The 13,247-nt window shown below is 67.4% G+C and carries 10 protein-coding genes; 5 read left to right on the top strand and 5 right to left on the bottom strand.

The annotated features are described in order from the left end of the window. Window positions 1-261: 261 nt before the first annotated feature. Window positions 262-3,048: a preprotein translocase subunit SecA gene (gene secA / locus FQV39_RS21080; protein ID WP_149132070.1), complete on the bottom strand. Its 2,787-nt coding sequence runs from the start codon at window positions 3,046-3,048 to the stop codon at window positions 262-264. Window positions 3,049-3,420: 372 nt separating this feature from the next. Here secA and FQV39_RS21075 point away from each other — a divergent pair, with 372 nt between their 5' ends. The 5 genes from FQV39_RS21075 (at window position 3,421) to FQV39_RS21055 (ending at window position 7,708) form a co-directional block, all read left to right on the top strand. Then, on the top strand, window positions 3,421-4,278 hold the full coding sequence (locus FQV39_RS21075; protein ID WP_149132069.1) for a peptidylprolyl isomerase: 858 nt from the start codon (window positions 3,421-3,423) through the stop codon (window positions 4,276-4,278). A 341-nt stretch (window positions 4,279-4,619) separates the two neighbouring features. Continuing rightward, window positions 4,620-5,870: a bifunctional glutamate N-acetyltransferase/amino-acid acetyltransferase ArgJ gene (gene argJ / locus FQV39_RS21070; protein ID WP_149132068.1), complete on the top strand. Its 1,251-nt coding sequence runs from the start codon at window positions 4,620-4,622 to the stop codon at window positions 5,868-5,870. Next, complete coding sequence (locus FQV39_RS21065; protein ID WP_187640006.1) at window positions 5,851-6,780, top strand: DMT family transporter; 930 nt, start codon at window positions 5,851-5,853, stop codon at window positions 6,778-6,780. The genes argJ and FQV39_RS21065 overlap by 20 nt, the downstream gene beginning before the upstream one ends. After that, window positions 6,777-7,292: a peptidase associated/transthyretin-like domain-containing protein gene (locus FQV39_RS21060; RefSeq protein ID WP_149132066.1), complete on the top strand. Its 516-nt coding sequence runs from the start codon at window positions 6,777-6,779 to the stop codon at window positions 7,290-7,292. The genes FQV39_RS21065 and FQV39_RS21060 overlap by 4 nt, the downstream gene beginning before the upstream one ends. An 11-nt stretch (window positions 7,293-7,303) precedes the next feature. Next, window positions 7,304-7,708 carry a (deoxy)nucleoside triphosphate pyrophosphohydrolase gene (locus FQV39_RS21055; protein ID WP_187640005.1) on the top strand — a complete coding sequence of 135 codons (405 nt, stop codon included), beginning with the start codon at window positions 7,304-7,306 and terminating at the stop codon, window positions 7,706-7,708. A 12-nt stretch (window positions 7,709-7,720) separates the two neighbouring features. Here the strand turns inward: FQV39_RS21055 and FQV39_RS33805 are convergent, their stop codons facing one another. From FQV39_RS33805 to FQV39_RS21035, 4 genes are all read right to left on the bottom strand, one after another. Beyond that, entirely contained in the window at window positions 7,721-8,413 is a 693-nt protein-coding gene (locus FQV39_RS33805) for a DUF930 domain-containing protein (RefSeq protein WP_248313095.1), read from the bottom strand. 103 nt (window positions 8,414-8,516) lie between these two features. Next, a complete protein-coding gene (locus tag FQV39_RS21045; protein WP_149132064.1) occupies window positions 8,517-9,719 on the bottom strand; it encodes a winged helix-turn-helix domain-containing protein in 1,203 nt (400 codons plus the stop codon). Between the two features lie 198 nt (window positions 9,720-9,917). Continuing rightward, window positions 9,918-10,403, bottom strand: coding sequence for a CAP domain-containing protein (locus tag FQV39_RS21040; protein ID WP_149132063.1), 486 nt, complete (start codon window positions 10,401-10,403; stop codon window positions 9,918-9,920). A gap of 145 nt (window positions 10,404-10,548) precedes the next feature. Beyond that, window positions 10,549-13,113 carry a DUF3772 domain-containing protein gene (locus FQV39_RS21035; protein WP_187640004.1) on the bottom strand — a complete coding sequence of 855 codons (2,565 nt, stop codon included), beginning with the start codon at window positions 13,111-13,113 and terminating at the stop codon, window positions 10,549-10,551. Window positions 13,114-13,247 lie beyond the last annotated feature (134 nt).

Below are 13,247 nucleotides of genomic sequence, written 5' to 3'. Positions count from 1 at the left end.
TTTTCCGGAGCGCGGGAGTCGCGACATGCCCCCTCTCCCCTTGCGGGAGAGGGTTGGGGTGAGGGGTCGCTCTGTCCTCGATCAATTTCGTCCCGTGCAGCGCTTCCGCTTTGAAAGGTCGCGAGACCCCTCATCCGTCAGCGCTTCGCGCTGCCACCTTCTCCCGCATCAAAGTCGGCTGTTGCCGACTTTGGCACTCAAGGCTGCCCATCTCGGGCAAGCCCGAGATGGGTGGGAGAAGGAAGGCGTCGTACAGCTGCCTCAGACGAACTGGCCGTGGCAGTGCTTGAACTTCTTGCCCGAGCCGCAGGGGCAGGGCTCGTTGCGGCCGACCTTGCCCCAGCTCGCGGGATCGGCCGGGTTTCGGTCCAGCACCTCCGTATCGGCATCGAGTGCAGCGAACTGGACACTGCCGCCGCCATAGTCGCCCCCGTTGCCGAAGCCCGAGCCGGCGCCGTCCTGCGCAAACTGCGGCGCCTGCTGGTCTTCCGGCTGCTCGAAACGGACCTCGACGCGCGAGAGATGGCCGGTGACCTGCTGGCGCAGCTGGCCGATCAGCCCGTCGAACAGCTCGAAGGCCTCCTGCTTGTACTCCTGCAGCGGGTCGCGCTGGGCAAGGCCGCGCCAGCCGATGACCTGTCTGAGATGGTCGAGCGTCACGAGATGCTCGCGCCAGAGATGGTCGAGCGACTGCAGCAGCACCTGCTTCTCGACATAGGTCATGACCTCGTCGGTGTTGCGCTCGATGCGGCCGGCATAGTCTTCGTCGGCGATCTTGCGGATGCGCTCGCGGATCTCGCTGTCGGCGATGCCCTCTTCCTTGGCCCAGTCCTCGACCGGCAGGTCGAGGTTGAGGGACTGGAGCACCTCCTGCTTGAGGCCGGCGGTATCCCACTGCTCGGGATAGGCCTCCTCCGGGATGTGACGGGCGACGACGTCCTCGACCACGCCGTGGCGCATGTCGTCGATCGTCTCGCGCACGCTCGCCTGCCTCATGAAGTCGCGGCGCTGCTCGAAGACGACCTTGCGCTGGTCGTTCATGACGTCGTCGTACTTCAGGATGTTCTTGCGGATGTCGAAGTTGCGCGCCTCGACCTTGCCCTGCGCCTTCTCGACCGCCTTGTTGATCCAGGGGTGGACGATCGCCTCGTCCTCCTTGAGGCCGAGCTTCGTCAGCATGCCGTCCATCCGGTCGGAGCCGAAGATGCGCATCAGGTCGTCCTGCAGCGACAGGAAGAACTTCGAGCGGCCGGGATCGCCCTGGCGGCCGGCGCGGCCGCGCAGCTGGTTGTCGATGCGCCGGCTCTCATGGCGCTCGGTGCCGACGATGTAGAGGCCGCCGGCGGCGAGCACGCGCTGCTTGAATTCGGCGACCTCGGCACGGATGGCGGTGGCCTTCGCCTCGCGCTCCGGCCCCTCTTCCATGCCGGCGAGATCGTGCCTGATCCGCATCTCGGCATTGCCGCCGAGCTGGATGTCGGTGCCGCGGCCGGCCATGTTGGTGGCGATGGTGATTGCGCCGGGCACGCCGGCCTGGGCGACGATATAGGCCTCCTGCTCGTGGAAGCGGGCGTTCAGCACGGCGAAGGCCTTGGTCGTCTTGCCCTCGCGCGCCGCCTGGTAGACCGGCTCCAGCGCTGTCGGGTTGGTGAAATCGAGCAGCTTGTAGCCCGCCTTCTCCAGCATCTCGGCGACGAGCTCGGAGCGCTCGATCGAGGTGGTGCCGACCAGGATCGGCTGGCCGTTGGCCTGCGCCGTCTGGATTTCGCGGATGATGGCGCGGACCTTCTCCTCGAAGGTGCGGTAGACCTCGTCGTCCTCGTCCTTGCGGGCGACCGGGACGTTGGTCGGGATCTCGATGACCTCGAGCTTGTAGATCTGGAAGAACTCGTCGGCCTCGGTCGCCGCCGTGCCGGTCATGCCGGCGAGCTTGCCATAGAGGCGGAAATAGTTCTGGAAGGTGATCGAGGCCAGCGTCGCGTTCTCGGGCTGGACGGTGACGTTTTCCTTCGCCTCCAGCGCCTGGTGCAGGCCTTCCGAATAGCGCCGGCCCGGCATCATGCGGCCGGTGAACTCGTCGATGATGACGACCTCGTCGTTGCGGACGATGTAGTCCTTGTCGCGCGTGAAGAGCGTGTGGGCGCGCAGCGCCTGGTTGACGTGGTGGACGAGCGTGACGTTGTGGGCGTCGTAGAGGTCGCCCTCGGTCAGCCGCCCCGCCTCGCGCAGCAGCTCCTCGATATGCTCGTTGCCGGCCTCGGTCAGCGCCACCGTGCGCTGCTTCTCGTCGACTTCGTAATCGCTGGCGACGAGCCCCGGCAGCACCTTGTCGATCGCGACATAGAGATCGGATTTGTCGTCGAGTGGGCCGGAGATGATCAGCGGCGTGCGGGCTTCGTCGACCAGGATCGAGTCGACCTCGTCGACGATGGCGAAGTGGTGGCCGCGCTGGCTCATCTGCGCGACATCGTACTTCATGTTGTCGCGCAGATAGTCGAAGCCGAACTCGTTGTTGGTGCCATAGGTGATGTCGCAGGCATAGGCGCGCTGGCGTTCCTCGTCGTCGAGGCCGTGCACGATGATGCCGACGGTCAGGCCGAGGAAGTTGTAGAGCTTCGACATCCACTCGGCGTCGCGCCGGGCGAGGTAGTCGTTGACGGTGACGACGTGAACGCCCTTGCCTTCGAGCGCATTGAGATAGCTCGGCAAGGTCGCGACCAGCGTCTTGCCTTCGCCGGTCTTCATCTCGGCGATCGCGCCCTCATGCAGCACCATGCCGCCGACGAGCTGGACGTCGTAGGGGCGCTGGCCGAGCACGCGCTTGGCGGCCTCGCGCACCGTGGCGAAAGCGGGAACCAGAATGTCGTCGAGCTTCTTGCCGGCGGCGAGCTGCTGCCTGAACTCCTCGGTGCGCGCTTTCAGCGCGTCGTCGCTCAGCGCCGAGAGCTCATTCTCGAGGGCATTGATCGCAGCGACGCGGGGCTGGTAGCCCTTGACGCGGCGGTCATTCGACGAGCCGAAGAGTTTCTTTGCGAGCGCGCCAAGCATGTTGGGCCTTTCAGGTGATGCTTGAGCCCCCGGCCGGCGCGGAATCCTCTTTCGCGCGCGGGTCGGAAGCCCGGTATTCTCGAAATGCGACCGCGTGTTTAGACGCGTGCGCGGGCAGGGTCCAGCGTGCGTTTCGTCCAATCGGCAGCGAAACGGCAAGTGAATTCGGCTGTGGATGTGGGTGTTTTCCCGGCTGCTTCCAAGGGCGGAAGCTTGAGATCGTGCGACGTTGCGGCACCATGCCCGCCCCTGGACGATGCAAAGCTGCGTGATCGGCGACCGCAATCGCTTGAACCGCCTTGCCTTTGCCGCGTTCAACTGGCAGTGCAGCCGCCAAAGCGTCTCGGGTTTTCCGACGAAAGGCCGTCACTCATGAACTCAGCCCGTTTCATCGCCGTCCTCGGCTTCGCGCTGCTGGCGGGCCCGGCCTTCGCCCAGGCCGACAAGGTCGTCGCCAAGGTCGACGGCATCGCCATCACCGAGAAGGACATCCAGCTCGCCACCGAGGATCTCGGCGAGCGTCTTGCCCAGCTCCCCGAGGACCGCAAGCGCGACGAGGTCGTCAACTACCTCATCGACCTCAAGCTCGGCGCCAAGGCGGCCGCCGATGCCAAGATCACGGATTCGCCGGACTTCGCCGCCCGCCTCGCCTATTACCGCGAGAAGGTTCTGCTCGACGAATACCTGACCCGCGAGGGCAAGAAGGCCGTCACCGCCGACGCCGCCAAGAAGCTCTATGACGAGACCACCAAGGCGATGGCGCCCGAGGAAGAGGCCCATGCCCGCCACATCCTCGTCGAGGACGAGGCCCAGGCCAAGGCCGTGGTCGAGCGGCTGAAGAAGGGCGAGGACTTCGCCAAGGTCGCGACCGACGTCTCGAAGGATCCCGGCTCCGGCAAGGAGGGCGGCGATCTCGGCTGGTTCACCAAGGACCGCATGGTGCCGGAGTTCGCCGAGGCCGCGTTCAAGCTGAAGAAGGGCGAGGTCTCGGAGCCGGTGAAGAGCCAGTTCGGCTGGCACATCATCAAGCTCGAGGAAAAGCGCACCAAGCCATTGCCGGATTTCGCCGCGGTGAAGCCGCAGATCGACCAGTATCTCGAGCGCAAGGCCCAGCAGGACCTCGTTCTGGCGCTGCGCGAGAAGGCCAAGGTCGAGCGTCTCGACAAGCCGGCCCAGGCCCCCGCGGCCAAGCCGGATGCCGCCAAGCCGGCCGAGCCGAAGAAGAACTGAGTGGCAGAGGCAGGCGCGACCTGTCCCCTCTCCCCCTGCGGGAGAGGGTTAGGGTGAGGGGTCGCGCCACGATCCCGCTTCTGGGACAGCAAAGACGATTCCGATCCGTGCGACCCCTCATCCGGCCCTTCGGGCCACCTTCTCCCGCAAGGGGAGGAGGGAGTGGCGGCGGGATCCGCGCCCCGAGTATGACGCAAACCTCCATTTTGTAGGGCGGCCCTTGCGGCCGCCCTTCTTGTTTTCGTCATCGGCCTGCGGCAGAGGCTGCTGGATAAGGCGCACGGACCGGCGGGCGAACGATTCGCCGGCCTTTCGAGCCGTGTTCCGCAGGAGGAGCCCCGATGGCCGGCAAGGATGTCCCCGTTTCCCCGCTCGCGCCGAAGCGCCAGCCCAAGGTTCCGCCGATCCCGGGCGTGCGCTTCGCCACCGCCGAGGCCGGCATCCGCTACAAGGGCCGCACCGATGTCTGGTTCGCGCTGCTCGACCAGGGCACGCAGGTGGCCGGCGTCTTCACCCGCTCGAAATGCCCCTCCGCCCCGGTCGACTGGTGCCGCGAGAACCTGAAGCAGGGTTCGGCCCGCGCCGTCGTCGTCAATTCCGGCAACGCCAACGCCTTCACCGGGCTCAAAGGCCGTGACGCGGTCAAGCTCACTGCCGAGATCGCCGCCAAGGCCGCTGGCTGCAAGCCCGAGGAAGTCTTCGTCGCCTCCACCGGCGTGATCGGCGAGCCGCTCGACGCGAGCAAGTTCAAGGGCGTGCTCGACGACTGCGCCAAGCGCGCCGCCGACGGCCCCTGGATCGACGCCGCCAAGGCGATCATGACCACCGACACCTTCCCGAAGGCACTGACCCGCAAGGCCAAGATCGACGGCAAGGAAGTGGTCATCGCCGGCATCGCCAAGGGCGCCGGCATGATCGCGCCGGACATGGCGACGATGCTCTCCTTCGTCTTCACCGACGCGCCGATCGCCGCACCCGTGCTGCAGGCCCTGCTCTCCAAGGGCGTGAAGGGCTCGTTCAACGCGGTCACCGTCGATAGCGACACCTCGACCTCGGACACGCTGATGCTCTTCGCCACCGGCAAGGCGCACGCGAGGGGTGTTCCCGAGATCACCGAGGTCAACGATGCCCGGCTCTCCGGCTTCAAGCGCGCGCTGAATGCGATCCTGCTCGAACTCGCCCATCTCGTCTGCAAGGACGGCGAAGGCGCCCGCAAATTCGTCGAGGTGCGTGTCACCGGCGCCGCTTCCGCCCGTTCGGCCAAGCGCGTCGCGCTCTCGATCGCCAATTCGCCGCTGGTCAAGACCGCCATCGCCGGCGAGGACGCCAATTGGGGCCGCGTCGTCATGGCGGTCGGTAAGGCCGGCGAGCCGGCCGATCGCGACCGGCTCGACATCGGCTTCGGCGACATCGTCGTGGCGAAGCAGGGCGCCCGCGCGCCTTCCTACGATGAGAACGCGGTATCCGAGTATATGAAGGGCGACAGCATCGTCATCACCGCCGATCTCGGCATCGGACGCGGCAAGGCCACGGTCTGGACCTGCGACCTGACCAAGGCCTATGTCGAGATCAATGGCGATTACCGCTCCTGAGCGGCCGCTTTCGGCCGACCCCAGCCGCAGCTTCATCGCCGTCAACCTCGCGATCTGCTCCCTGCTCTGGGGGTCGAGCTACCTGTTCATCAAGCTGATGAGCGGGGAGGTTTCGGCGTTGGCGATCGCCGCCAGCCGCGGCCTGCTCGGCGCTGCCGTGCTGTCGCTCTGGAGCCTCGGCCGCCGGCGCAGCCCGCTGCCGCGGCGCGCCGAGATCCTGCCATGGATCATGCTCGGCACCACCAATGGCTGGCTGCCGAACGTGCTCGTCGGCTATGCGCTGGTTCAGCTCGCCAGCGGCCCCGCGGCGATGATCCAGGCGGCGGGGCCGCTCGTCACCGCGCTCGTCGCCCATCTCGTCTTCTCGGAGGAGCGGCTGAGCCGGCGCCGGCTCGGCGGCATCCTGCTCGGCATGGCCGGCGTCGCCCTGCTGATCGGCCCGCGCCTGTTCGAGGGCGGCGGCACCGCGCTCAGCGTGCTCGCCATGATCGGCGCGACGCTGAGCTATACGGTCGCCAACCTCTATGTCCGGACGGTCCCTGCCGCGACGGGCGATCCTGCCCGGCTGGCACTGGGCCAGCAGATGTTCTCGGGCACCATCGCCACCGCGCTGACGCTCGCCGTGCTCGGCCCTGCGGCGTTCGTGCCGCTTGGCGGCCATCTGCCCGCGATGCTGGCGCTTGGCATCTTCGCCACGGCGATCCCGGTCACCGTCTTCATGCGGCTGATCCGGGCCGCCGGCCCCACGCGGGCGGCGATGACCGGTTATCTCGTGCCGACGGTCGCCGTGATCCTCGGCGTCGTCGTCCTGCATGAGAACCTAGAGTTGCGTCAGATCCTCGGCGGTTGCATCATCCTGGCCGGCGTCTTCCTCGTCACGATGGCGCCGCGCAGAGTGGGGGCCTCATGAGGATCGGGACTATCGCGGCGGTCGTATGGGCTGGCGCCGTCATGGCTGGTTGTGTCGAGCGCCAGCCGGCAACGGTGGCCTTCTCCACGGAGGAGGCTGCCGTCATCAGGAAGCCGGGAAACGGCGTCATCACCGGCCATGCCTTCCGCACCAAGCCGAGCGGCGTGGTGGTCAATGCCGCCGGCCAGGTCGTGCGCCTCATCCCGGCCACGGGCTTCGCCCGCGAGCGCTTCGCCAATCTCTACGGCAAGGGCAAATACGTTCCGCACCGCGCCTATCCGGCCGATGACGCGGTCGACCCCGCCTATGCCGAATACACCCGCACGACCAAGGCCGAGGCCAATGGTCGCTTCGCCTTCGACAAGGTCGCGCCCGGCAGCTATTTCATCACCACCCAGGTGATCTGGGGCGACGAGAACGCCTTTTCGCGGGAGGGTGGCTCGGTCTATGACAGCGTCACGCTGACGGGCAAGGAAACCGAGCCCGTCCAAGTCATCCTCTCCGGCAACTGAGTCCCGTCTCCGTGAAGCTCCTCCTCGTCGTCGCCTGCGCCCTGATCGATGCCGACAACCGCGTCCTCGTCACCCAGCGCCCGGAAGGCAAGGCGCTCGCCGGCCTCTGGGAGTTTCCCGGCGGCAAGCTCGAATCCGGCGAGCGGCCGGAGCCGGCGCTGATCCGCGAGCTCCATGAAGAACTCGGCATCACCGTGAAGGAGGATTGCCTCGCGCCGCTGACCTTCGCCAGCTACGCCTATCCCGAGTTTCACCTGCTGATGCCGCTCTATATCTGCCGGCGCTGGGAGGGCAGCGTCGTCTCCCGCGAGGAGCAGGCGCTGAAATGGGTCCGCCCCGGCAAGCTGCGCGATCTCGCCATGCCGCCGGCCGACGAACCGCTGATCCCGCCGCTGATCGACCTCCTGGGCCCCTGACAGCGGCCCAATTCAGTGCACGGCCGGCAGGCCAAGCGCCTGCCAGCGTGCCTGCGGGATCGGATCGCCAACCTGGAAGGCGAAGGCCGTCACCCGCTTGAGATCGGCGGAGAGCGTGCATTCGAAGCGCAGCCCGTACCAGCGCCGCCTGCTGCGGAAGGCTGCTCCTTCCGCCCGTAGAATGCGATCGGCGTAACGGGTATCGGCCATGGCATAGGCGCTGACCCGGTCGGGCTCGTAGCTGTGCTGCCAGGCATGGATCTGGCCCATCGCCTCGAGCCCGCAAAGCTGCTCGACGCGCTCGTCCGGCGCCAGGCGCGGCAGCATCGCCAGCGTGTCCCGGCTGCGCGGATCGGCAAGGACCTGCTGCGAAAGCAGGCGCCGCGGCCGGACCAGCCCATCCGTTTCGGCGGAGACTGGCGGCTCTGAGGGTGCCGGGACTGATGGCACGGACGGCGACGGAGCCGGCTCCGGCTCCGAAGCGGGCGCAGTCGCCGGCGCGGGTGGTGGCGGGCGTGTCATCGCCTCGAACTGCTCGGGCGTCTGCAGCTCGACATCAACGCTCTGCTCGACGAAGGCCGGCATCTCGTCGAATTGCTGGACGGTGACGAAAGCGAGCCAGGCCAGAAGCGCTGCATGGATGAGCGACGCGACCGGCAAGCCGGGATCGGGCATCGCCCAGCGCATGCGGCTCGCGGCCGGCATGGCTCAGGCCGCATCCCGCGGCGGCACGAAGGCACCGGTCCGGAATTTCGCTGCCATCCGCTCGCTTCGCGCCTTTCGCCCCTGACGGGCGCAACAGCGCCGATCAAGCCGACATTTTTGTGATCTCGGGCAGCGGCTCCAGCTCGGCTTCGTCGCGCCCGAGCTGGAAGCGCTCGAAGCGCTGCAGCTCCTCCTCGATCGCAGCCTTGAGCGCCGGCGTCTCATGGCCATCGAGCCAGCTCCATTGCTGCATCAGGAGCTTGCCGGCGGCCCGGTCGGTCTTGAGGTCGAGCACGGCGACGATGCGGTCCCCCGCCAGCACCGGCAGGCCGAAATAGCCATAGACCCGCTTTTCCTTCGGCAGATAGGCCTCGAAGACATGGGCGTAGTCGAAGAAGAGCTTCGCCCGCTTGCGCTGGATCATCAGCGGATCGAAGGGCGAGAGGATGTGGATCAGCGTCGCTTCAGGCGCTTCCGACAGCTCCAGCGACGCCGGTTCGGCCCAATGCTGCGTCTTGCCGGCGCCTGCCACCGCGACCTCGACGAGTTCCTTGCGCTTGACGCGGGCAACGATCAGCTCGGCCACGGCCTTCTTGCTCGGCGCGTCGAGATGACAGGCGGAATCGAGGCTGACCAGCCCCTGCGCCCGCAGCGCCCGGTCGAGCTTGTAGGCGGTGACCTGCCGCTCGCTTGCCGGCGTCGGCTTCTTCTCCCACTGGAAGTGCCGGTCGAACAGCTCATAGGTCTTGAGCATTCCGGCGCGCGCCGCGATCGCGAGCTCGCCATCGTAGAAGGCGCGCTCCAGCAGGCCCTTGGACGGCTTCTTGCTGGCCCAGAGATGCGCCTTCTCGATCAGCTCCTCTTCGATGTCGCGGATGGTCAGCGCCCCATCCCTGCGGATGCGGCGCAGGAGCTTGCGCGTCTCCTCGCGGGCGCCGACCGCCGACCAGCGCTTCGGCTCCTCGCGATGCACCTTCATCTCGGGCAGGAAATAGCGGACGTCGCGGGTTGGAACGTATGAGAGCGCGTGCGTCCAGTATTCAAACACGCTCTTCTCGACCGATTGCAGATGGGCGAGGTCGGCCCTGCGATAGCCGGGGATGCGGGCGTAGAGGATGTGGTGGTGGCAGCGCTCGATCACGTTGATCGTGTCGATCTGGACATAGCCGAGCTGCTCGACCGCAGCCCGCGCCGCGGCGGGCCCCGCCCCGAAGGGCTCGCGCGTGTCGAGACGCTGGGCCCGGAGCCAGATGCGCCGGGCCTGTTCGGTCGTCAGGGAGAGGGGCTTGCGGGGTCGCGGAGGCATGATCCGCAGGCTAGCCTCGTCCTCGCCACGCCGTAAGGGGCGCGCCGCGTCGCCGCTGACAGCCCGTGGCGGGAGCGAGAGCCCTGGATGCTAGAGCATTTTCGAGCGAAGTGGACACCGGTTCGCGTGAAGAAAATGCGATAAAACAAAGAGATAGAGCACTTCCGCGCTTCGAAGAAACGCCGAAGTGCTCTGTCGTCACGGCGCGACGATCAGCGCCCAGTAGACCTGATATTTCGAGCCCGGCGCATAGGCCGTCGCGATGCCCATGCGCTTGGCCCTGGCATCCTTCATGACGCGATCGTGCTGGGGCGAATCCCGCCAGCCGGAGAAGGCCTCGGCGAGGCGGCGGTAGCCGGCGGAGAGATTGGCCTCCGCCCCCAGCTGGCCTTCCTTGGCAAGCCTCGCCTTCACCGCATCGGCCTGCACCGGCTTATCGGAGGCTGCCATCGCCGCAGCCTCGCGCTGCGCGGCCTCGACTAGCGCCGGGTCGAGCGTCAGCGTGCCGAGCCCCGCATTGAGGCGATAGGCCGAGATCATCGCCCGCGCCTGTTCCGCATCGACCTGGGCCGAGGCCGAACCGAGATCGCGATAGAAGGCGGGCTGCGCCTGACGCTGCGGCTCGGTGCAGCCGGCGACGCCGAGAAGAGCGAGCGCGCCCACCAGCGCGGCCGGGCAAGTCATCGCGCGCGAAGCCGCGGCGCGGCGCAGAAAGCTAGAGCACTTCCGCGTTTCTTCGAATCGCGGAAGTGCTCTAGGTCTTTGTTTGATCGCATTTTCTTTACGCGAACCGGCGTCCACTTCGCTCGAAAATGCTTTAGGCATCCGATCATTCCTTGCTGTCTTCCTTGGCAGGCTCGAGCACCGGGAGCGGCGCGGGCTTCGCCGCTTCGGCCGTCTCCTCGGTCTCCTCGGCCTCGACCGGCTTGCGGGAGCGGCGCGCCGCGGCGGGCGTGGCCGGCTTCGCGGCCGCCCGCTTCTCCCATCCACCGGCATCACCCCGCCCGACGGCCGTCGCGATGCCGTCGAGGGAGAGCTCGACGCCTTCCAGCCCGCGCACGATCAACTGCGGCGTTTCGGCAACCGGCTCCATCTCGGCGAGGCGCTTGTGGATGGCGAAATTGAGATCGCTGGTCACGCGCCCGACGATCTCGACATCCCCGACCACACAGACCAGCTCGAAATCCATCGTCGCGGTGCCGAGCTTCTTGAACTGCACGACCGGCGGCGGCTTCTGCATCACGTCGCCATGGTTCGTGGCCACCTCCGACAGCATGGCCCGAACCTGCCCAGCCTCGAGCGTGCGCGGGACCGAGAGCGCGATCAGGACGCGGCCGGTGCGGTCGTTGCGGACACGGTTGCGCACCACGCCGGAGATCAGGTTCGAGTTCGGGACGATCACCGTCGAGCGGTCGAAGGTCGCGATCTCGGTCGAGCGGACGTTGATGCGCTTGACGATGCCTTCGATGTCGCCGACCAGCACCTGATCGCCGACGCGGATCGGCCGCTCCCAGAGCAGGATCAGGCCCGAGACGAAGTTCGACACCACCGATTGCAGGCCGAAACCGATACCGACGGACAGGGCCGAAGCGACGAGCGTCAGGCGCTCGAGGCTCAGGCCCACAGCCGAGACCGCGATCGCCACCGCGCCGATATAGCCGACATAGCCCGCCGCCGTCGTGATCGAGTTGCGCAAGCCGGGATCGAGCGCGGTCGTCGGCAGGAACTGGTGGTCGAGCCAGCGCTGCAGGGCCCGCGTCGCCGCGATGCCGAGGCCGAAGACGAAGGCGAAGACGACGATGGTCGAGAGCGAGATGGTGACGCCGCCGACCTGGAAGCCGAAGAAGGCGGCGCGCAGCGAAACCAGGAAATCGGTCGATTCCAGCCCCCAGGGCGCGAGCACCATGAGAACCGTGACGGCGATCAGCAGCAGCTTCAGCGCGCCGACAGCGATCACCGCGACCTTGTCCAGCGTGGTGCTGCGCAGCCCCATGCCGGCCTTCAGCGTCAGCGCAAAGCGGCCCTTGCCGGTCAGGAGACGCGGAACGCCGAGATCGATGAACTGGAAGGCCAGCAGGAACAGGCAGGCGACGATGCTGATCCAGAGCGTCTGCTCGGCCAAAAAGGCGGCGAAGATGACATAGCCGCTGAGCGTCGAGGCGATAATCAGGAAGCCGATGACCCAGCCGAGAATCCTGACCGGGGCGAGGCTCGCCCCATCCACCGGCACATAGGGGCCGAGGCAGGCCTCCTGCTCGACATCGTCGTCGTCGCGGATCTGGTAGAGCCCGGCGATCAGGGTCAGGGCGAAGAGAATGGCGAAGAACGCCTTGACGATGATCGAGATCGCGAGGCCGGCCGCGATCGCCTGCAGCCAGGCCTCGAAGACCTTGCCGACCGCCATCACGAGGGCGAGCGAGGAAGCGATCCAGACGACGCTGCGGGCTGTCGGGTCCAGCACGCGGACCAGACGACGCTGCGGGCTGGACGGCGCGAACAGGGCGTCGGCCAGGGCCTGGACGAAGGCAAAGAAGGCGAGGCCGACGACCACGGCCCAGATCACCGGCTGGATGCGCGGCGGCAGCAGCCCCGTCGTGCTCAGCGCCTTGTAGATCAGCCAGCTCGCCAGCACCGGCGGCGCCGCGCCTGCAACGATATGGGCAAGCGCGACATAGAGGCAGTGCAGGCTCCCCGAATCCTGCAGGTTGCTGTAGCGCGCCTTGAAGCGCGGCAGATAGCGGGCCCGGGCAACGTAGAGCAGGATGGCGCCGAGCAAGGCGAGTGCGACCACGCCGCCGCGCGTGCCGGAAAAGGCGTCCCTCACCCCTTCCAGCCAGCCGCCGAAGATGTAGCCGGACGCCCGCAGATCCTCCGGTGCCGTCGCGATGGCATTGCCCCAGACCTCCGGGTTGGCGACGGAAGGGCCGGCAGCGAACAACGTCTTGGCGAAAATCTCGCGGCGCTTGTCGCCGATCGCGCTCTGAAGCTGCTCTGCCTGCAGCAGCGAGGCCTTGGCGATCTTCAAGGTCTCGTCCGCATCGGCATAGGCCTTGGCGCGGGCCTCGCGGTCGCGCGTGATCTCGGCGCTCTCGGCCGGCGCGTTGGCGTCCGGCTTCGCGCCGAGCTGATCGAGGCGAAGCTTGGCCTGGTCGACGCGCGGCGTCTGCTCGTCGATGATGACGCGCAGCTGGTCGAGTGACGGCTGCAGGCGGATGCGCTGGCGCTGCAGCTCCGCATCGCTCGCCTCTGGTGATGCGAGCGTCGTCTCGATCTGCGCAAGCTCGGTGCGGACCGCGTCGAGCCGCGCCCGCGCGCTGCCGGGTTCGCCCGGAGCCGCCGTCGTCTGGGCAAGGGCGGGCATAGCCGCCGCCATGGCCAGTGCAAGCCAGAGCATGCCTGTCGCCAGAACCCGCATGAGGTTTTGCAACGGCGCTTGCGCCACGCGTGCTGCCATGGTGGTGCCGCCCTGCTCCTTGGATTGATTCGGCTCGGGCTCGACCCTCGGCACAGCCGTGCCCGCAAGGCAAG

It is taken from the genome of Bosea sp. F3-2, assembly GCF_008253865.1.
GTDB lineage: Bacteria > Pseudomonadota > Alphaproteobacteria > Rhizobiales > Beijerinckiaceae > Allobosea.
Note: the sequence above shows the minus strand (reverse complement) of the source record. Positions and strands in the feature narration are given on the sequence as shown.

Coding starts and splice junctions, on each gene's coding strand:
- FQV39_RS21035 (WP_187640004.1), bottom strand. CDS start 13,113: ATGCTCTGGCTTGCACTGGCCATGGCGGCGGCTATGCCCGCCCTTGCC.
- argJ (WP_149132068.1), top strand. CDS start 4,620: ATGGCCGGCAAGGATGTCCCCGTTTCCCCGCTCGCGCCGAAGCGCCAG.
- FQV39_RS21060 (WP_149132066.1), top strand. CDS start 6,777: ATGAGGATCGGGACTATCGCGGCGGTCGTATGGGCTGGCGCCGTCATG.
- FQV39_RS21040 (WP_149132063.1), bottom strand. CDS start 10,403: ATGACTTGCCCGGCCGCGCTGGTGGGCGCGCTCGCTCTTCTCGGCGTC.
- FQV39_RS33805 (WP_248313095.1), bottom strand. CDS start 8,413: ATGCCGGCCGCGAGCCGCATGCGCTGGGCGATGCCCGATCCCGGCTTG.
- secA (WP_149132070.1), bottom strand. CDS start 3,048: ATGCTTGGCGCGCTCGCAAAGAAACTCTTCGGCTCGTCGAATGACCGC.
- FQV39_RS21075 (WP_149132069.1), top strand. CDS start 3,421: ATGAACTCAGCCCGTTTCATCGCCGTCCTCGGCTTCGCGCTGCTGGCG.
- FQV39_RS21065 (WP_187640006.1), top strand. CDS start 5,851: ATGGCGATTACCGCTCCTGAGCGGCCGCTTTCGGCCGACCCCAGCCGC.
- FQV39_RS21045 (WP_149132064.1), bottom strand. CDS start 9,719: ATGCCTCCGCGACCCCGCAAGCCCCTCTCCCTGACGACCGAACAGGCC.